Genomic DNA, 19,084 nt, shown 5'->3' with positions numbered 1-19,084 from the left:
TGAACGGTTGGAGGCTGAAACCTTAGGCTACCGTCAAACCCCAGAAGCTCAGCCGGATGAAAAAGTGAAGCGGGCTCTTCGAAAGGTCCACGAAGCCGGCTACCAGATGCAGGCGGAAGCTTTCAGCCTCCTCCAAACCCTCTCCCAACGTCAAGATCCGGAGCAGATTGTCGACAGAGTTTTGAAGAAATTATCAGAGGCCCCTCCTTCTTTTCCCTTTGTCAGCAAAGCCATGGTGGAGGAGGCTTCCACGCTGGAGAGGGAGAAGCGCGCTGCCACAGAGGGGCTTCGGGAAGCTGAACCTGTGGAGATGGGTAAAGGGATCTTCCGCCCGGAGGCCAAGGATGTGGAAGCTAGGGTGGAGGTGGTCATGGACCCTACTCTTCAGCTGGCTTCCAAGGGAAGCGTGGAAGCCTTCATGGAATATTTCAGAAGCCGCTTTCAGCAGCTGAAAAGGTTGCTGAGGCAAAGGTTGGATTTGAGGGACGCAGCCACCATCAGGGAGTCTTTGGAGGGTAGGGCGGGAGCTAAGGTTAAGTTCGTGGGCATGGTGGCGGAAAAAGTCAGCCGTGGGAAAAGATTCTTTCTGAGAGTGGATGACTTGGAGGCAGAGGCTCAGGTTCTCGTCCAAGACTCCAATCCCATGCTGGTGGACAAAGCTCGAAATCTGCTCTTAGACCAAGTTGTAGGGGTGGTAGGCGTTAAAACTGGAAACGGCTTGGTTGTGGCGGAAGACCTAATCCTGCCGGATGTTCCCCAGAGGAGACCCGGCTTTTCCCCAGAGGAGGTAAACGCTGTGCTGATTTCAGACCTCCACGTGGGAAGCAAGGTCTTTGAGGGGAAACTTTTCCAAGCCTTTCTCGGGTGGCTGAGGGGAGGCGGGGGAGGCCGCCGGGAGAGGGAGCTCGCCGGAAAGGTCAAGTATCTTCTGGTGGCAGGAGACTTGGTCGACGGGATAGGAGTCTACCCTCAGCAGGAAGAAGAGTTGGAGATTCAGGACGTTTGCCGCCAATACGAGGCAGCTGCCGCTCTGCTCGAACAGGTTCCAGACCACATTGTCATCATTGTCATTCCGGGAAACCACGACGCCGTTCGAAAGGCTTTACCCCAGCCGGCTCTTTCTAAAAAATACGCCGAAGCCCTCTACGAGAAATGCGGCTCTCAGCTGGTTTCCCTGGGAAACCCGGCGCAGGTGAGGCTTCACGGAGTTGAGTTTCTCCTCCACCACGGGCGAAGCTTGGAGGACGTCCTAGTCTCCATGCCCAACGTCAGCCACCGGAACCCCGCCAAGGCCATGCTGGGCCTTCTCAAGGGTCGGCATTTGAGCCCTGTCTACGGGCAGAGGACCCCCATAGCCCCGGAGACCCGGGACTGGATGGTGGTGGACCGGGTTCCCGACGTTTACCACGCAGGCCACATTCATGTGTTCGACCAAACCTACTACCGGGGGGTGAGGCTGATCAATTCCGGGTGTTGGCAAAAGCAGACCCTCTACCAGCAGAGGCTGGGGTTAACGCCCACCCCCGGTGTGGCAGCGGTGGTCAATCTGAAAACCTTAGCCTTGACCGTGATGGATTTTTCTCGGATGCTTGGCGCGCCTTGAAGGGCTGAGACCTCGGGCTATCAGCCGGGCGACCCTCAAGGGTTCGGGGCGGTGGCCGAAGACTGTCAGTTTTTTGATGAGCTTTCGGGCTTCGAAGGCCCTTAGGCCGTAGGTGTAGAAGAACACTTCTCCGCCTTCTTCCAAGCTGAGTTTGTAGGGTTTTTTAGCCTTATCCAAGATGGCGAGTCTCTGCTTCCAGTTGGGGAAATGCTTCTTAAGGGCGGCTTCCACGGCTAAGCTGTCGGGTTTCTGGGGGTTTACAATGAGGACGGGGAGGCGGAGGCGGCGGTGAACCTCCTCCGGGTCGACGAGGTTGAAGCCGGCGTAGGCAAGGGAGGCCAACATCACCAAGTCTGGTTTTTTCCCTCCCTGCTTCACCATCTGGATGACGGCCTCGGTGGCATCCCAGCCGTCTACAGCCACCCAAGCGAGGGCAACGTCTTCGACGGTGAAATCTCGGAGAGTGACCGCGGCGAGAAGAGCCTTTCCCTTCTTAACCCCAGCCGGCCAGCTGGGAAAACTGCCATCTTCCACGCCCAGAACCCTCACCAACCCAGCGGCCTCCAACCCTGTGCCTTCAATCTCAGAGAAAAGAAGACTTGAGGAAGAGATTGTGCTTCTTCTCGTAGCCTAAGGTGGAGGGGGGTCCGTGTCCAGGGTAGACGGTTAACCCGTCGTCCAAGGGCAGAAGCTTCCGCTGGAGCGAGTTTCTCAAGGCCTCCGGGGAGCCGCCGGGGAGGTCCGTCCTACCCACGCTGCCGGCGAAGAGGGTGTCTCCGGTGAAGAGGCTGCCCTCGGCGAGGAGGCAGATGCTGCCGGGGGTGTGGCCGGGAGTGTGGAGGACTTGAAACGTGACCTTCCCCACCCGGATGGTTTCCCCGTCCTTCAACAGCCTGTCAGGCGGGGGGGAATTCTCCCCGACATCGAGGAGGAGCTCTATCTCCGAGTCTAGGCGGGGGGAAGAAAGCAGGGAGGCGTCCAGTTCGTGTATCAGAATCAGGGCGCTGGTCCTCCTCTTCACCGGAGCATTGGCGGAGACATGATCCGGGTGGCCGTGGGTGTTGACAATGTAAACAGGCTTTAAACGGCTTTTCTTCAACGCCTCTAAGATTCGCTCAGGCTCTGCCCCCGGGTCGATGACCGCGGCCTTAGCCGTCTCCTCGCAGCCTACGATGTAGCAGTTTCCCATCAGCGGCCCTACCGTCAGTCTCTTGACCAGCATCCAAAACCCTCCGAGGGACAGGGAAACTTCACCTAAGGATCAGGTTCCAAAGCAGATTAGTCTTTCCCATGCCTCAGCCTCGCCTCTGCTACGCCGCCGGCTTCTAGGAGGATTTTTTGAGCCTCTTTTCCCTGGAGCTGTTCTGGGAGGCTGCCGCCGTGAGCCTGCGTCTTGGCCAGAAGCTCTTCTACCGTTCGCCCTATCTTCTCCAGTTCGCCGGAGAAAGCGGGAATAACTCCCTTCAGTCTCCCTTTAAGCTCTGAAATGGTTTTGAAGGCGGAGGGCATCTCGGCCATGGTTTCCGCGAAGCTGTGGAGGGTTTTAAGCCTCTCCACTAAGCCTTCCAGTTGCACCTGCACCTTCACCAGCAGGTCTGAGTTCTTCTTCGCCTCCCAGTAGGCTGTAAGGTAGGCGCTGGCTTTATCGGCTTTTCCTGAAACCTGAGCTGCTAAGGCTTTATCGTACAACCTGTGGGCATGCTTCTCCCAAGCAGAGGCTTTGGCTGCCAGCTTTCCAGCCTCAACCTCAAGCCTCCCCGCTACCTCCTCCGCATCTCTTTGAATGGGGCCGGATGTCTTGAAGCTGACTCTGGGGCCGGTTTTTTCGAAAACCCCAAAAATCCTGTCGTAGAGCTTGTCCAGAAACCTGTAGGCGGTGAAGGAGAAAAGCCAACCTGAAGCCAAGGTGAGGGGGCTTGAAGCCGTCAGTCGGCTGATTTTTCCAGGAGCCTCCTCCAGCGGGGGATTTGCCAAGGCTAGGTAGATGAGGAATAGGGGGACGAGGATTATCAGGAGGTTGATATAAGCGGCAAAAGGGGAGTCGTAGACGACCTTTCTAAGCCGCCCTTTCGTCCTTCCCACCAGATAGGCGGCAGAGGCCCCGTAGAAGGCGGCGAGGTAGGACCACCCCGCCGGCCGGCTGGGCCAGCCTAGAAGCTCCGCTGCCCACTGGAGAATAAAAAACCAACTCACCACAGACAAGAGGACGAAAAAGATCCTTAGGACTTCATCTTCAAGTCTTTCCTCTCTTCCCATCGGAAATAACCTTCTATCCTAAACCACCTCGCACTGTTGAGGGGGGAAGCGGAGTAGCTTGAAGGAAGTCTTGAAAGACTAGGCTGCGGACTGTTTTGAAGACTAGCCGAGGTCGGGAGAACGCTCCTCCGCAAATTCTCCCACTGGAAGTTTGGGGAATTTCTCTTTCATTTTCTGCTCAGCCAAAACCGAAGCGGACTGAAGGATTTTCTGAGCCTCTTCCCCTGAGGCTTGGAAGCTGGGAGCCGACGCGGAGACTTCCCCCGCCTCGAACATGATCTCGTTTAATGTTTCTCCAATTTCGTTGAGCTCCAAGGAGGCTTCAGGCATAACTCCCACCAGCTTCCCTTTCAACGACCGAACTACACCAGCTACAGGCATCATCTCCTTGGCCACGTCTCCGAATTCCTTCACCGTCTCCAGCCTTAAAGCAGCCTGCTCGATGGCCAGCTGGCTTCCCAAAACGGTTTTAGCCATCTTCCTCAGCTGAGCGCACTCGTTGGCATAGATCTTCGAACGCTCCTCATCTCCCCGGGCCATGGATTCAGCGCATTTGCCAAAGAGCTCCCGATCCTTCTGCTCCAGTTTGTTGGTCAACTGCTCCAGTTTAGCTTGGATGCTGTTAAGTTTGTAGAGGGAGTTGAAAACCTTATCCCTCAAAGGCGGAGTGCGGTGGAAGCGGTCGCTAATTTTTCCGAAGAGAGAATCCTTCTTTTCCCAGTTTTTAAGCGGTTTCAATTCTTTTGCAGCCTCAAGTCTTATGCGTGAAGGACATCATATAAAATTTCACAATCATCAGAGAAGGATTGGAAACGGGATTAAAGCCTGCTGGGAGAGGAAAAATTGACGAAAAAATGCTGAAGCTTCCCCCACGGAGGTGGGAAATAGTCACATGCCTGTATCAGAAAGCCGCCTCTCAGCCTCATCATCCACTTGGGAGACAGATTTCAGCCCCGTGGGACACAGGTCTAGAATAGGGCAAGCTTCATGCTTAGGATTCCTAGCCGTGCAGATTTTTTTCCCCAACTCGATGAAGAGAACATGGGCCTCCGCCCTTTCCTTTGGAGGGATAAGCCGCTCGTAGGCTGCTCTGACATCTTGGTAGCGGCTGGAAGCTGTAAGCCCCAGCCTCTTCCCTATGGTGAAAAGATGCGTATCCACTGGAACAACGGGGATTCCCCCCGCGAAAACTAAGATGACGTCGGCGGTTTTATCTCCGACACCTGGTAATCTCAGCAGAAAATTTCTACTCTCTTCTGGAGGGAGGTTGAACACTTTGGACAGGTTTCCTCCCAGTTCCCTCAAGATGAACTTGGAAGCCTCTTTCAACCTTTTAGCTTTGATTTCAGCCAGCCCAGCTGTTCGAATGGCCTGCTTGATCTCTCCCAGAGGCTTTTCAGCCAGAACCTGCGGAGTAAGCTTCATGGCTTTTTTTAACTCTCTGAAGGCGCGATGGCTGTTGACATCGGAGGTGTTTTGACTTAGGATCGTTGCCACGAGAATCTCGAAAGAGTCTTTCGATTTGGCCCACATTATTTTTCCGAAGTGTTTCCTAAGTCTGGAAATTATTGAACCCATCCAGCTGGCATCCTGCTTCAAAGTCGTCGCCGCCTCAAGCGGTTGAACTTTATCTATCATCCTCCGCAAAAAGTTATTTCCCTTTTCCAGCACAATGTTTTAAGGATTTCTTGGAGATTAAAGGAGTGATGTTCCCCCAAGCCCTAAGCAAAACAGTGGAGCTGGAAGGAAGAAAATTTTCAGTCTACATCTTCGAACTGGACAACGCTATCCTAAGCTTCTTTTTCGAAGGGGAGAAAACTAAACTGGGCACCCTAGCCGTGGCAACCCCGCCCATTCCTCCTTCCGCGCCTCATTCTTCAAGCCTTCTCCTCGGCTATAAGAACTCCCACCTCGCTAGGGTTTTGGCGGAATATTTGGCAGCCAAATGGGGCAAGACCGCCCTAGCTTCGGTGTTTATCCCCCAAGAAAACGATCCCCTAGCAGGTCGAACGCTGATGAACCTCGTTAAGAGCATGGGAAATTCGAAAACCAGCATTCACTTCAGGTGAGTTAAACTGATCCTTCCATTGAAAGGAGTTGGAGAAATCAAGGACCCTGTCCACGGTTACATCCGATTCACAGAAGTGGAGAAGAAGCTCATCGATTCCACCCCCGTCCAGAGGCTGAGGAACATCAAGCAGCTGGCAGGAGCTGAGCTAACCTACCCTGGCGCCGTTCACACCCGTTTCCTCCACTCCCTCGGGGTTATGCACTTGGCAGGCATGCTGGGAGTCTATCTCGCCGAAAAGGGCTACATTTCGGAGGAGGAAATTCAAAAAGTCCGTCTAGCAGGGCTGCTTCATGACGTAGGCCACGGCCCCTTCTCCCATGTCTACGAAGAAATCCTCGAAAAGCACCGCCATCAAACTCACGAAGACCTCACCCAGTGGGTGATTGAGAGCAGCGAAATCGGGGACATCCTTTCCAGTCATGGCTTCTCCAAGAAAGAGATAGCTCAGCTTTCCACAGGACATTTAGACCGTACGGAGAGAATTTTTCTGAACCAGGTTATCGCCGGCCACTTTTCCGCAGACATCATGGACTATCTGGCTCGGGACTCCTACTTCGCTGGAGTGGAATATGGAAAGGTGGATGCCCAGCGGCTTATCTCATCCCTAGAGTTGATAGAGAAGAGGCTGATGGCCGACGGTTCAGGGGCTTTCGGCGTCTTGGAATCCTTCATCATCGCTAGGATGGAAATGTTTAACACTGTCTACTTCCACCGAACAGTGCGGGCGACTAATGTTATGATTGCAAGGGCCATGGATTTTGCCTGCGAAAAATTGGGCCTCGCCTCCTTCAAAGACGTGGAGGAGTTTCTCCGATTGGACGACGGTAAAGTCCTAGAAGGACTGCTCTCCCTCAAGAAGGAAGTCGACCAAAAGCTTCAGAAAGCCTACCAATATATTTTGGGGGTTCGCAGCAGAAAGCTTCTGAAGAGCACCTACGAGCTTATCATATTCAGAAAAGACACCTTCTTTTCCAACCTCCTCAACAAACCTAACATCCGCCGCGAGGTTGAGGTTGAAATCGGGGAAAAAACCGGAGTTGACCCGGACTTCATCGTCATCGACGTCCCTCAAGTTCTTTCCGTACCCATCAACCCAGTGGAGAGGCAGCGGTCAGACATCCTCGTCTACCGGAAGACCCCTGCGGGTGTGATTGTTCAAAAAGCCACGGAGCTTTCTCCTCTTTTAGCATCCCTAACCCAGTTTATGGACATTGTGAGAGTCTATACCTTGCCGCAATTCCGTGAAAAAGTTGCGGAAGTCTGTGAAAAAACCTTTGGCGGTAAGCCTTTTTCCGCCAAGATTTCTGTTTAGCCTCCGGAAAGCCTGGGTTTCCCTGCTCACCTAGCTTCTAAAGGTATGGTAAGCCTCCAAAAATTGGAACCTTAGACCTTATGATTGCGGGAAGATTTAAATACTGGTATACAAAAACGTATTCTTTCAGGGTGTTTCCTTGAGCGTGGAATTAAAGGACCCTGAAGAATTCAAAAAATGGCTAAGAAACCTCGACCAAGACCCCATCACTGATATTCTACTTAAAAACAGTCATTTAACCAAAACGCAGCTGGAAACGTTTCTAATAGACACTATAATTCCATATTTATCTGGAAATAAAATGATAACTGAAGAAAAAACTTATTTTAGAATTAAAGGAAAAATTAGTAAAGGTTCTTTCAATAGAACCCTGAAACAAGCTCAGAAAAACATAATAAAGTCAATATACACGTTTTTATTACTGGGCTCCCTGGGGATCTTCGACTTGCCTGCCTTCCAACAATACATCGAATTGTCCAGTAGACTGAAGGACTATTTAGATTTACATAGACAAGTCCGCGAAGAGTCCTCATCAAGTTCCGACGAACTTCAAAGAGCCGCAACCATTGTTTCTGTAAGGGAGGCCTTGGAAAAAGCCCTAAATACTTTGACTTCTCCCAAGTCATTGAAATATCAAACGTGATGTCACAGATTACATGTGATGCCGTGACCGCCTGAAATCATAAATAAACATCAGCTGTGACTTGACATGTGATGTCTTAACATAAAAACTTATATTATTGTTTAAAAACAATTTTAGCCCTAAAAATAAGCTTCTTTTCACCGAATAACTCCTTTTTAATGAAAAATTATCATATAAACGTGATGTCACATGATTTGTAGGTGGAATCACAAGGTTTAAATCCTGATAAAGAGAATAATTTTTTGAATGAATGTCAGGTCAAATGTGATGTGCTTGCTTACAAAAGCATCACTTGTGATATCAGGTGGGAATTATGCAGTTGAAGAGGTCACAGGTGATTATTTCTGTGATTTTCTTCAGGTCACATGTGAGAGGGTGAGTGAGATTTCATGACGGTTTTTTCCGGAGAAGTGTTTTTTCTAGGCTTGTTGAGTTTTACAGCGGCCTTCGGATTTCTTCTCGCACTGCTTCTATTCAGAAGGCCTAAAAAGAGTTCTCTAGGGGAGTTAAGCGACTTGGTTCAGCTTTCCATAGTTCAGTTAAGTAAGAAGATGGCTAAAGTTGAGGAGAGTGTCTCCTATGCTCTGCACAGAATTGAAGCTTCCTTTTCAGAGTTAAACCGCCTTCAATCTTTCCATGAAGCTGAGAGGGAAACGTTATCAGCATTAACCGCCAATATCAAAGAGCTCTTCCGCGCTCAGACAAAATTCGCAAAAATATTGAAAGTCCATAACGATAAACTATCTGCCCTAGATGAAAAGCGTATCCAGCTTGAACAGCAGGTTAATGCCCAAGATAAAAAAATGCGAGGCTTGACTCCACGTTTGGAGGAGCCGAGTCCAACGCTAGAGGGGGGAAACGTCTCCATCGCTCGCTTAACCCCCACAGAGATGGCTGTCCTAAAAGTTTTGTACCGCAGCGGCCCTAAAACAGCTCCGGAAATTAGAGAGGTCATCGGCAAAACACGGGAGCACGCAGCGAGGTTAATGAAAAAACTTTACAGAGAAGGTTATGTGGTTAGAAACACTGATGTAATACCTTTCAGCTATAGTTTAAGTGAAAGGATCAGGAAAAGTTTTGAGTTTTCTGTTAAAGAAGAGCCTCTCTGAATTCTAGCCACTACGTTCTTGTTTCGGTGCTGAATTTAAAACCTCAGGGTTAAGTCTATACCGAAGACTGGCTGGAGAGCCTTCGCGGGTTAGAATTTTTTGTTCCCAGTACCTGCTTAGGTAGGTGGAAACGGTGCTGAGGCTTATGGGCTCCTTAAATTTTTCTTCATAAGCTAACTGAACTTCAGTGGATGTAAACCATTGAAAAGGATAGTGTTCTTTCACGGTTTGGAGGATTTTTTCAAATTTCGTGTCTGAGGAGGAGGGATTTTTAATTTCCAAAGAACCGGCCATCATTTCTACTAGGTCGATGAACTTGATTATTTTATCTCGGTTTATGGGAGAACTAACCGTGAAGGTGTACTTGTTTCCTTTGATGTCTTCGACCTCCACTTTTACCTTTCTCAATTCCAACGTCTGTCCTTCACTTACTTCTCTTCACAATGTAATAAATTTAATTGTGAAGTCAAACAGGGATCGTATGGGAAAAATTTAGAAATTGGAGTTTCTAAAGAAAAATTTCTTTTCACCTTTTCACAACCTTTTCTAAGGAAAATATCCTTTAAGAGGCCGTATCTTCCTTTTCCAGTGGAAATAAGGGGGTTGAAATATTATATTTTGTGAACGGTTTTAATTTGAACTTATATCGCCTGCTCCACCCCTATGTTTCCACTGGAAAAGTTAAATTTCTAAGAAGTGATGTTGTTACAGAGAAATTGAGGTTAACATTAAAAGTTTGGTTGAGTAATTTTATATCTGAAACAAAGATAAACCGTATGAGGTATCTTTTGGCATTTGTAATATATTTTTTCTGGGCACCTAACTTATTTTCCAGTGGAAACCGGCGGGTGTACTGGTTAATCTTTTATGTCTAATCTATTCTTTTTGTGTTTCATGTCTTCTTTTCTTAAGTCAACCATTTATTTTGTCTCTCGCTGTTTTAGAGAAAGTTCTAGAGGCGAGGCATTGTCTGTAGATAAACTAGAGCAGCTTTTCGAAAAATATGCAGGTGAATCTTCAATATTTGTAAACAGGGAAGTCTTGAGACATGATTTTGTACCGAAAGAACTCCCTCACCGAGAAAAAGAAATATTAAGATTTGCCTCCATCCTTGCTCCTTCCCTTAAAAAAATGAAATGCTCCAATCTTTTTGCTTACGGTAAAACTGGGACAGGAAAGACGGCGGTGACAAGGTATGTTCTGGAGAGATTGGTTAAAAAAAGCGAAAAAAGGGGGGAAAAAGTGAGAATTTGTTACACAAACTGCCGAGCAGCAGGAACCGAGTATAGAGTAGTTTCAAACATGTGCTCAGCTGTAGGAGTTAGCATTCCCTTCACTGGGCTTTCAGTGGCAGAAGCCTTGGACAGGTTTAAAGAAGGATTAAACGATGCTCGTTGCGCCTTTATCGTTGCTTTGGACGAAGTTGACACTTTAGTCAAAGAACATGGAGACCGGTTGCTCTACAAGTTAACCCGCATCAACGAAGAGCTGAAATCCAGCAGCCTCACCACCATAGGCATATCTAACGACCTCTATTTCAAGGACATGTTAGACGCCAGAGTCCTCAGCAGCCTCAGCGAAGAGGAAATGGTCTTCAAACCTTATAGCGCTGAGCAGATTCGGGATATTCTGCAACAGAGGGTAAAGTTGGCCTTCCGCAACGGAAGTCTTCCCTCCGCTACACTGAACCTCTGTGCAGCCCTTGCTGCCGCTGAGCATGGGGATGCAAGGCGGGCTCTCGACTTGGTAAGGGTTGCTGGGGAAGTGGCTGAGAGGGACGGCGCCAGTGTAGTGACGGAGGAGCATGTGCGAGATGCGCAGAGGAAGATAGAACATGACCGGGTTTTGGAGGTTTTAAACTCTCTCCCCCTTCATTCTAAGCTAATTCTTTTTGTGCTCTACGAAAAAAAGCAGACGGCGAGAGAAGGCCTCTTTTCTGGAGAACTTTATGAGGCTTATGAGGAACTCTCTCAGAGGATTGGAGTTGAAGCCCTGACTCAGCGGAGGATAAGCGGCCTCCTGAACGAGTTGGACATGCTGGGGGCGGTTAATGCCAAAATTGCCAGCCTAGGACGTTATGGGCGGACTAAAAAAATCCGTTTAAAAGTGCCCTTCAGCACTTTGGAAAGAATTTTCCGAGAAGACCTACACCTCAAAGGATTCATTAAATAGCCAGCGGCTGGGAAACCTTCTTTAACCTCTGAGCGCCCCCTAGCTTTTTGAACAGTCTTCCCCGCGGCGGGGAGGTTAAGCCTTGAAAATTCTGGCTTTAGACATCGGTTCGGGGACGGAGGACATTTTACTCTACGACTCTAACAAAAACTTGGAGAACTGCATCAAACTGGTGCTTCCAAGCCCAACGGGGATTTTGGCTGAAAAACTAAAAGCCTTGGCGGAGAAAGGGCGGCGCTTTCTCATCACAGGAGACACAGTAGGCGGTGGCGCCTTAACAGGTGTGGTGAAAGACTTCTTGAAGCAGGGATATCGTTTCTACGCCACGGAGGCTGCAGCCTACACCTTTTACAACGACCTAGACAGGGTTAGGCGTTTGGGGGTGGAAGTTTTAAGCAAAGCCCCCGAGACTTGGAACGGTCCCCGTCTTGAAACTCAAGAAGTGAACATAAAAGCCTTAGCGTTGTTCTTGCAGAGTTTCGGAGAAAAACTAGAGAACCTAGACGCTGTGGCCTTGGCTGTGCAGGACCACGGGGTTCCCCCAAGAGGGGAAGCTGGAAACAAGTTTAGGCTGAAAAAAATGAGGGAGCCTCTCTTGAAGGATCCTTCACTTGCCAGCCTTATGTTTTCTGAAGACAGAATTCCCGACTGCTACTATAGGATGAAGTCGGGAGTCAAGGCGGCTAAACGGCAGCTGCCAAACATCGGTGTATGGGTCATGGACAGCGTGCCCGCGGCTGTTTTAGGCTGTCTTCAAGATGAAGCCGTCAAATTCGCTGACTGTGTGCTGGCCATGAACTTGGGAAACTCGCACACCATCATGGCGGTGGTGGATAAAGGCACTGTGCTGGGGCTGATGGAGCATCACACTTCCCTGCTGACGCCTTCTAAACTGGAAACCTTCGCAGTGAACTTGGCGGAGGGGAGGTTAACATCCGAAGAAGTCCTAGCTGACGGCGGTCACGGAGCCTTTTATATCTCCTCGCCTCGAGGGTTTAAGAACCTAGAACTGGTCGCAGCCACAGGGCCCCGGCGGGGGATGCTGAAAGACTCCGGTTTAAAGGTGCACTTCGCCTACCCTGGGGGCGATGTCATGATGGCGGGAACCTTAGGTTTAGTGGAGGCGGTGAGGAAGAAGCTTGGAGAAGAAAAGGCCGGCTTAGCTTAGCTTTCCTTCCCGTCAACCCGGTAGGTTTGAGTTGGGGTTACGATGATGTCGACTTTCACATCCCCCTTTTCCACTGGAACCTTGTCCACCACTTGTAAGTCGTGGACGGTGGTGACCACGAGAATCCTGCCGAACCTTTCCTGAATCTCTCTGATTTCTCTGTCCCCGTAGCCGCCGCCCTTTCCAAGCCTGAAGCCTTCCAAGTCCACCGCCACGCAGCCAGTGACCAGCAAGTCGGGTTTCGGAGCCCGCTCCAGTGGAAGGGCGGTGCCGTGGCGGAAGGCCCCCTTGATGGTGGCTAGGTAGCTTTCCCTGCCTCTTGCGTCCCTTGGAGGGATGAAAAGGAAGCCGGCCTTAAGCCTAGGCGTAGCCATGAGCAGAGCTTTCCCGTCCTTGAGGACTCTTTCCCTGACGGGTTTTTGAGCGTAGTCGGGGTTGCAGAAAACAACCGAAGCAGCAGCCCACTCTTTTAGCTGGCGGAGCCTTTCAGCAGCGACATCCGAGCCTACGAAGTTGGGCATCCTCCCCCAAACGGGGAAAGGAAATAATGCCGCTTGGCGTTGTTCCAGCAGCCTCCAGATTCTACGCCTAAGCCTCTGCTTTTCTTCCTTTACCTCAAGGAAGGAGAGTCCTGAGGAATGGGGAGGCTCTCTCCCCCGCCGTTTAGAGGTTTTCGCGCCCATGTAAAATTCCCTCTGACACAGTCCCAAAAAAACCCATAGCATCAATTGAGGCCCGTCGCGGCGCTTGCTTTCCTGGGATGGTTGGAATTCCCTCGGTTTTCTTCCAGTGGAAAGGGGGGTTTAAAGAAAACATGTTAAACGATGATCTTTCCCGGCTCCTCCACGCTTTCAGTGAGCTCTTTGTAGGGGAAAACGATGACGCCGGAGGCAAGGGTGACCTCGTCGGCTACTGTGACGTCGCCCCCCACTACTACTCCCTCACTGAAGGTAGTCCATTTCCCAGCCACAACACCGTTACCCACGATGCTGCCTTTCACCAAGGCTCCGGTGTCGATGAAGGCGGAGGGAAACAGGACGCTTCGGTAGACCCTGGCGGTTTTTCCCACAGTGGTGTCCCGGCCTAGCACGGCGTAGGGGCCCACCTTGGAGTAAGCGTCCACCCTCACAGCGTGGGAGACGTAAACTGGTTGGAGGAGCTCGGCTTCGGGGTGAACCTCTGCGTTGGGGCTTACATAGCCCTCAGGGCGGTAAAGTTTCAGGGCATCGAAGTTGGCTTGGAGGAAAGCTGAAAGGTTACCGATGTCCGTCCACAGGCCTTCATGAATGCAGCCGAAAACGTTTCCAGTGGAAAGTAGCTGCGGCATCAGCTCCGCGGCCAGCTTCATCCTCGCATTTTCAGGCACGAACTTCAAGACTTCTGGTTCGAAGATGTAAACCCCTGCATTGGCTAGGTTGGAAGGCGCCTCTCTGGCTTTGGGCTTCTCCACGAATTTCACGATCCTGCCCTCCGAGTCGAGTACAGCTACGCCGTAGTGCCCGGGGTCTTTAACTTTGGTAAGCAGAACGGTGGCGATCCCTCCCTTTCTTCGGTGGAAATCCACCACAGCTTGGAAGTCGATGTTTCCGAAGATGTCTCCGTTAACCACCATGAAAGTTTCATCCAGCCCGTAGAGGCTGTGGATCAGACGCAGAGGACCTGCATCCCCTAAAGGGGTAACCTCGCGAGCGTAGCGAACGTCTACGCCGAAGTCAAGGCCGGTGCTATATCTTCCCATGATTTCCTCTGCAAAATACCGGATGGAGAGGATGATGTTCTTCAAACCTGCCCGGCTTAGGCCTTCCATCATCCAGTCGAGGATGGGCTTGTCGAGGATGGGAAAAAGGGGTTTAGGCAGCGTGATACTCAGAGGCCTCAGCCTAGTGGCGTAGCCGCCGGCTAAGATGATGGTCTTCAACTCCCCTCAGCCTTCCTTACTTTTTATTTCTTTGAAGGTTAAAAACTAACTAGAACCTTCCGGCGGGTTGCCCTCGCCGGCAAAAAAGGCTTTCCACTGGCAGGAGCCTCTGTAGCCGCTCAGGAGTATACTTTTTTCCCGGCTAAAGACTTGGCCGTCATAGCTTCTAGGTTCAGCTTGGCCTCTTCCTCCAAGACCTTTTCCAGCCTAGCTTGGGTGGCAGGCTTCCTAGGGTTGGCGCAGCATCCCCCGGGTATGATGGAGTCAAGGTATGTTCCTATCTGCTTGGAAATCGCCACGATCTCCTCCTTGTTAAAGCCGATAAGAGGGCGGAGGACCGGAAGCTTCACAGCTTGGTCTTCTACGGCGATGTTGGCCAAAGTCTGGCTGGCCACCTGGCCTAGGCTTTCCCCCGTCACCAAGGCTGAGGCTGAGAGCTCCTCCGCCAGCTTCTCCGCTACCCTCAGCATCTGCCTTCGGCAGAGCACGCACACCAGCCTCCGCTCGCATTTTCTGTAGAACTCCAAAAGGCTGTGACTGTGAGGGAGAACATAGGCCTCTCCCACCACCTTAAGCCTTTTCAGCTTCTCCCAGCACCTCAACGCCTTCAAGCGGCCTGTCTCCTTTAAAAGGGGGAAATTGTCTAAATGAAGAACAGAAACCTCCACGCCCAGACTCCTCCCTACCAGATACGCAGCCACCGGGGAGTCAAGACCCCCGGATACTAGGGCGAGGACTCTTACCGAAGGAGGGGCCACCATGTTAAAACCGCCTGAGGGAGTCTTCTTTCAATCGGTTCCACGGTCAAATAAAATTCGGGGCTCAGGGATAAACTTTAGCCCGGGGAGCCGTCAAGAATTTCAGCATTCAGCCTTTTCCACCGGTTGGGTGGTGCTGAAAGATAGGCAGCCTCTTTATTTACCTATAAATAAAGTTGGAATATAACTTACTAATCTTTAATAGAAAAAGCAGCTTTCTTTTGATTCCCTGTTTAAGGGGCCTATAACCATGATTAAGTTAAAATTTAAGGTTAAAGGTATGCAGTTCGAATGTTTCGGGGCCCCCGCGGAAATAGGTGAAATCATAAGGAAGCTACTGAAAGAAAAACATGAGGTTAAGGAAATCTACGTAAGCTCCACCAACCAAAACTCTAAGGGAAGTTCTCCGGAGAACTTCCCTGGCAAGATAATCCACGCCTATACATGAACATGTAGGAAAAATAGCCTCAAGCAAAACAGATTACACAGGGAAAGACGCCGCCTGCATCCATTGGGCTAGACTAGGATTCTTCAACGAAGCCGTTTCCAGCTCGGAAATCCTAGCGTCGACATTGGACGATATTTCCCATAGCCGTTGGAAGTGTTCTTTGGCAGCGGCAACGAACGATTTGCTGTTCGTCCAGATGCGGGTCCACTTTTCTGTCGCATAGCCGTAGGTCATTTCTTCCCCGTCAACGACGAAGATCCGAGTGTTGAGGTGGCTCAGATGCCGTAGTTCGCAGTATTTGCGAAGCTTCTTAACATCCTTCAAGTTTTCTTCCTCCACCTCGACGATGCCCTTGGCCTTCACACCTCTTTTTAAGGTTTTGGTGAATGCTTCCACCAAACCAGCTTGGGCTACCTGACGCCAACCTCGGACGCCGGAGATGAACAACATTTCCTTTTCAGCCCTGTTCATCATTTCAAGAGCTTTATCCCTGAAAGCTCCAAAGTTTTTGATGACGGTGAAAAGCTCCCTAGGTTCCCCTGTCTTGAGCTCCTGAACTCTTTCACCCATGGGTACGGAGTCAACCCACATTTCATCAAAGAACCTCTTCGTTATGGCAATGTAACTCGGACTGTTAGTCCAGAGGTCAAAACGCTCTCCCATCCCAGGCTTAACCTGAGCGCCGACCAACAGCTCTTTGCCGTCGCAAATTGTGAGGCGGGAGGCTAGGTCGTCAGAATGTCTGAGGTCAACCACTCTCTGGTAGCGTTTAACCAATCCCATGAGATGGTTTAAAAATCTGTCAGTGAACTGTTTTACCTCTAAAATACCCTTAACCTTCACTCCCCTTCGCATAAGTCCTCTAAGCGTTGCGCCGTCTAACATGGAAATGTAGGTTCCCAAAAGTTCAACCGGCGTAACGAAGAGAAACTCCTTTTTTGCACGCTTCAGCATGGAGGCTATTCTCTTGTTGCCAGCTTGCTCCGAAATCAATTCAAACCTAACATGCTCTTTCTCCTCCACTACGCTTCTTTTGGGAATGGAAGATAACCATAAGCTCAGCTCCCTCTTCTTCGCGCTCAAGCTCTTCATTTTTGAAGAAAGCTGAGAGAGAAGCCTTGTAAGCGCCTTTCGGGGATGGACAGGCTGGAATGTTATCGGACGGCCTAACGAAGCCTCCGCCAACTCCAACTTCTCCAACTCTCTCAAAACCCGGTAGGCCTCCGCCTTGTGCATGTTCACCGTCTTCGCTATCTGACTTGCAGAAGACTTGCCGAGCTGAAGAAGCCCAACGTAAACCTTAGCCTGAAGGAGCGTTAACCCAAATTGGGTTAACTCGTAAACCTTCTTCAAAACTTCGAACTCCAACGCAGCCTACCTTTTAATCATCCAGTAGATATAATTGCGCATATTTCGTTTCACAGCGGCTAAATTTAAAGTTTAATCAAAAATCGACTGAAGAGAAAAGAGGGTAAAAAACTGACTGCCGTTGCCGGTTTTGGTGCGTTAAATATATAAGGATGGATTAACCATCCATATATCATTAAGAGGGAATGCGTATGAGGGCAGTCCTTACCTATTTCGTCTTGGTTTTGCTTTTGGCTTCCTTGGCGGGCGGGGTTGTTCCTTCCGCTTCGGCTGACTCGATTACCGTGGTGGACAATTTGGGGAGGTCGGTGACGATTGATCCTTATCCTCCTCAAAGAATCGTTTCCTTGGCCCCCAGCAACACGGAGCTTCTCTTCGCGGTGGGCGCGGGGCCTCAGGTTGTGGGGGTGGACACCTACTCGGATTATCCTCCTGAAGCTGTGGGCTTACCTACCGTGGGAGGCTTCGGCTCCATCAGCATCGAGGCGGTCATCGGCTTGGAGCCGGACCTCATCCTCGCCACCGCCGGAGTTCAGCTGCCCTACGTTGAGGAACTCAGCGACCTAGGCTATGCGGTGATCGCCCTAGACCCCAAAAGCATCGACGATGTAATCCAGAACGCCATCTTAGTGGGAACGGCCACGGGAAACGTGGAAGGAGGAAACAGGGTGGCGCAGGAGATGATGGACCAAGTTTCCCGGGTTGAAGACATTGTAGCCGCTGAGGCGGATTACACGCCCCGGGTCTATTTTGAGCTTTGGCATGACCCCTTCATGAGCTTCGGCCCCGACACGTGGGTGGACGAGATCATAACCAAGGCAGGTGGGAGTAACATTTTCCACGACGCCCTTTCCCAGTACCCGGTTGTGAGCAGCGAAACCATCATCGACCGCAACCCCGAGTTCATCATCCTCCAATCTCACTCAGCCGGAGGAGTGTCCCCGAACGATGTCAAGAGCAGGCCGGGGTGGGACATCATCGACGCTGTGCGAAATGAGCGAATCTACGTGGTGGACGAGGACCTTTTCCTAAGGCCGGGGCCCCGGATAGTGAACGGCCTCTACACTTTGGCCTCTATCCTTCACCCGGAAATAGTCATACAGACTCAGCGGCCCACCTTGGTGACGATGAATTTAGACTTACCGGTGGTTCCTCTGCCCTTTGCCATGAAACTGCCTATTGTTGAAGCTGGTGCAAGCCTAGAGACCGTGGGCTCGGTGGAGCCCGCAGTAAACGGGTCCATCATCTTCGTAGCTTACTCAGGCCGAGGCCCAGAGTACGACATCATCCTCCGCGACATCAGGGTGGAAAACGGCAACTACTCCTTTAACTGGCAGCTACCTTCCGAAAGGCTGTGGCTTACGCTGAAGGTTTACATCATCTTCGTTCCAGATGACCCGGCCTATGCAACGAGCGTAAGTGAACCTGTGGACCTGATAGTTTTACCGCCCATCTTCATGTGGTGGCAGCGGTAAGCTCGGAGGCTCAGGTTAGCCAAAAATACTCAGCGAAAACCGAGGCGGATTGGCGCTCAAGAGGCCGGCCTTATCTTCAGCCTGCGGAGGACGGCTAAACCTAAGGCTAAGGCCACATAGAGGTCGATGAAGCCTTGAACGGAGTTCCAGAAGGCTATCTCCACGGCTACAGCCGTTATCCCAGCCGCCCCTAGGGAGAGGCCTACAAAGCTCTGGAAAACAGGGTTGGAGAAAAACTCCACCACCTGGCGGACGGTCATCCCGAAGAAGACGGGAATGGCGAAATACAGGTTGAAAAGGATGGTGGCCAAATCCCGTACGGCTACAGCCACAAGGCCCACCAAAGCGTAAAGCCATTTGCTGTGAAGCAGACGGTTAACTCCGAACTTGCAGGCGAAGCCGGCTGGCACGGCGATCATCCACACGCTGGCTGCGGATTTCATGATGGCTCCCACCCAGCCTCCAGCGAAGGGGCCGAGAAGCCCCACCAAGGGGACGCTTATGAGGAGGCTGAGGGCCGCCGGCCTAAATCCGAAGAAGATCCAGGCCAAAATCCAAGGCACCGCCACGAAGTCTATTCTCATGAACCAAGGGGTTAGGAAAAGGGGAGGTAGAAGCTGTAAGGTCACAGATAAGGCTGCCAGCACAGCTGCGCCTGCAATGCCTACGATATTCGGCTTGCGCATCATAGTTCCAGCCGAGAAGGCTTATATCTGGAGTACTATTAATAAGTTATTACTCATAAATAAGTGCCATAATTCTTTCCAACGAAACTGATAGCTA

General features: G+C 50.8%; 20 protein-coding genes. 9 read left to right on the top strand and 11 right to left on the bottom strand.

Translation table 11 applies throughout. The annotated features are described in order from the left end of the window. The first annotated feature begins 7 nt into the window (after positions 1-7). Positions 8-1,603 (top strand): DNA-directed DNA polymerase II small subunit, encoded by a 1,596-nt coding sequence (locus BWM17_RS02100; protein ID WP_309492232.1) that lies wholly within the window; start codon positions 8-10, stop codon positions 1,601-1,603. On the opposite strand, the gene BWM17_RS02095 is transcribed toward BWM17_RS02100, so the two are convergent. The 5 genes from BWM17_RS02095 to BWM17_RS02075 all read right to left on the bottom strand — a co-directional run bounded on the left by BWM17_RS02095 (position 1,556) and on the right by BWM17_RS02075 (position 5,497). Beyond that, entirely contained in the window at positions 1,556-2,170 is a 615-nt protein-coding gene (locus BWM17_RS02095; protein ID WP_309492231.1) for a DUF99 family protein, read from the bottom strand. The genes BWM17_RS02100 and BWM17_RS02095 overlap by 48 nt on opposite strands. Before the next feature lie 16 nt (positions 2,171-2,186). After that, on the bottom strand, positions 2,187-2,825 hold the full coding sequence (locus tag BWM17_RS02090) for an MBL fold metallo-hydrolase (RefSeq protein ID WP_309492230.1): 639 nt from the start codon (positions 2,823-2,825) through the stop codon (positions 2,187-2,189). A gap of 56 nt (positions 2,826-2,881) precedes the next feature. Further along, positions 2,882-3,859 (bottom strand): hypothetical protein, encoded by a 978-nt coding sequence (locus tag BWM17_RS02085; RefSeq protein ID WP_309492229.1) that lies wholly within the window; start codon positions 3,857-3,859, stop codon positions 2,882-2,884. A 102-nt stretch (positions 3,860-3,961) separates the two neighbouring features. Further along, a complete protein-coding gene (locus BWM17_RS02080) occupies positions 3,962-4,597 on the bottom strand; it encodes a Snf7 family protein (RefSeq protein ID WP_309492228.1) in 636 nt (211 codons plus the stop codon). Positions 4,598-4,747: 150 nt separating this feature from the next. Then, positions 4,748-5,497 (bottom strand): endonuclease III, encoded by a 750-nt coding sequence (locus BWM17_RS02075; RefSeq protein WP_309492388.1) that lies wholly within the window; start codon positions 5,495-5,497, stop codon positions 4,748-4,750. Positions 5,498-5,547: 50 nt separating this feature from the next. Here BWM17_RS02075 and BWM17_RS02070 point away from each other — a divergent pair, with 50 nt between their 5' ends. The 4 genes from BWM17_RS02070 to BWM17_RS02055 all read left to right on the top strand — a co-directional run bounded on the left by BWM17_RS02070 (position 5,548) and on the right by BWM17_RS02055 (position 8,994). Beyond that, a complete protein-coding gene (locus tag BWM17_RS02070; RefSeq protein WP_309492227.1) occupies positions 5,548-5,928 on the top strand; it encodes a hypothetical protein in 381 nt (126 codons plus the stop codon). Positions 5,929-5,946: 18 nt separating this feature from the next. Further along, positions 5,947-7,242: an HD domain-containing protein gene (locus tag BWM17_RS02065; RefSeq protein WP_309492226.1), complete on the top strand. Its 1,296-nt coding sequence runs from the start codon at positions 5,947-5,949 to the stop codon at positions 7,240-7,242. A gap of 139 nt (positions 7,243-7,381) precedes the next feature. Beyond that, complete coding sequence (locus tag BWM17_RS02060; protein ID WP_309492225.1) at positions 7,382-7,885, top strand: hypothetical protein; 504 nt, start codon at positions 7,382-7,384, stop codon at positions 7,883-7,885. 389 nt (positions 7,886-8,274) lie between these two features. Continuing rightward, positions 8,275-8,994, top strand: a complete 720-nt coding sequence (locus BWM17_RS02055; protein ID WP_309492224.1) for a helix-turn-helix domain-containing protein — start codon at positions 8,275-8,277, stop codon at positions 8,992-8,994. 3 nt (positions 8,995-8,997) lie between these two features. On the opposite strand, the gene BWM17_RS02050 is transcribed toward BWM17_RS02055, so the two are convergent. Next, complete coding sequence (locus BWM17_RS02050; RefSeq protein ID WP_309492223.1) at positions 8,998-9,408, bottom strand: hypothetical protein; 411 nt, start codon at positions 9,406-9,408, stop codon at positions 8,998-9,000. A 552-nt stretch (positions 9,409-9,960) separates the two neighbouring features. Here BWM17_RS02050 and BWM17_RS02045 point away from each other — a divergent pair. Next, the gene (locus tag BWM17_RS02045; RefSeq protein ID WP_309492222.1) at positions 9,961-11,166 is read left to right on the top strand and encodes an orc1/cdc6 family replication initiation protein; all 1,206 of its coding nucleotides are present in this window, start codon (positions 9,961-9,963) and stop codon (positions 11,164-11,166) included. An 82-nt stretch (positions 11,167-11,248) separates the two neighbouring features. Then, positions 11,249-12,334: a DUF1786 domain-containing protein gene (locus BWM17_RS02040; RefSeq protein WP_309492221.1), complete on the top strand. Its 1,086-nt coding sequence runs from the start codon at positions 11,249-11,251 to the stop codon at positions 12,332-12,334. Here BWM17_RS02040 and BWM17_RS02035 read toward each other — a convergent pair. The 3 genes from BWM17_RS02035 to BWM17_RS02025 form a co-directional block, all read right to left on the bottom strand. Next, complete coding sequence (locus tag BWM17_RS02035; RefSeq protein ID WP_309492219.1) at positions 12,331-13,017, bottom strand: 5-formyltetrahydrofolate cyclo-ligase; 687 nt, start codon at positions 13,015-13,017, stop codon at positions 12,331-12,333. The genes BWM17_RS02040 and BWM17_RS02035 overlap by 4 nt on opposite strands. Before the next feature lie 134 nt (positions 13,018-13,151). Next, positions 13,152-14,252, bottom strand: coding sequence for an NDP-sugar synthase (locus BWM17_RS02030; RefSeq protein WP_309492218.1), 1,101 nt, complete (start codon positions 14,250-14,252; stop codon positions 13,152-13,154). A 119-nt stretch (positions 14,253-14,371) separates the two neighbouring features. Continuing rightward, positions 14,372-15,013, bottom strand: a complete 642-nt coding sequence (locus BWM17_RS02025; RefSeq protein ID WP_309492217.1) for a hypothetical protein — start codon at positions 15,011-15,013, stop codon at positions 14,372-14,374. Between the two features lie 247 nt (positions 15,014-15,260). Here BWM17_RS02025 and BWM17_RS02020 point away from each other — a divergent pair, with 247 nt between their 5' ends. Further along, positions 15,261-15,458 (top strand): hypothetical protein, encoded by a 198-nt coding sequence (locus BWM17_RS02020; protein WP_309492216.1) that lies wholly within the window; start codon positions 15,261-15,263, stop codon positions 15,456-15,458. 33 nt (positions 15,459-15,491) lie between these two features. Here the strand turns inward: BWM17_RS02020 and BWM17_RS02015 are convergent, their stop codons facing one another. Continuing rightward, on the bottom strand, positions 15,492-16,826 hold the full coding sequence (locus tag BWM17_RS02015) for a helix-turn-helix domain-containing protein (protein WP_309492215.1): 1,335 nt from the start codon (positions 16,824-16,826) through the stop codon (positions 15,492-15,494). A 191-nt stretch (positions 16,827-17,017) separates the two neighbouring features. Here BWM17_RS02015 and BWM17_RS02010 point away from each other — a divergent pair, with 191 nt between their 5' ends. Further along, complete coding sequence (locus BWM17_RS02010) at positions 17,018-18,301, top strand: cobalamin-binding protein (protein ID WP_309492214.1); 1,284 nt, start codon at positions 17,018-17,020, stop codon at positions 18,299-18,301. Positions 18,302-18,357: 56 nt separating this feature from the next. On the opposite strand, the gene BWM17_RS02005 is transcribed toward BWM17_RS02010, so the two are convergent. Beyond that, positions 18,358-18,987 carry a hypothetical protein gene (locus BWM17_RS02005; protein WP_309492213.1) on the bottom strand — a complete coding sequence of 210 codons (630 nt, stop codon included), beginning with the start codon at positions 18,985-18,987 and terminating at the stop codon, positions 18,358-18,360. Between the last annotated feature and the right edge of the window lie 97 nt (positions 18,988-19,084).

Source organism: Candidatus Hecatella orcuttiae (assembly GCF_002009985.1).
Classification (GTDB): domain Archaea; phylum Thermoproteota; class Bathyarchaeia; order Hecatellales; family Hecatellaceae; genus Hecatella; species Hecatella orcuttiae.
This window is presented reverse-complemented; position numbering and strand designations above follow the sequence as displayed.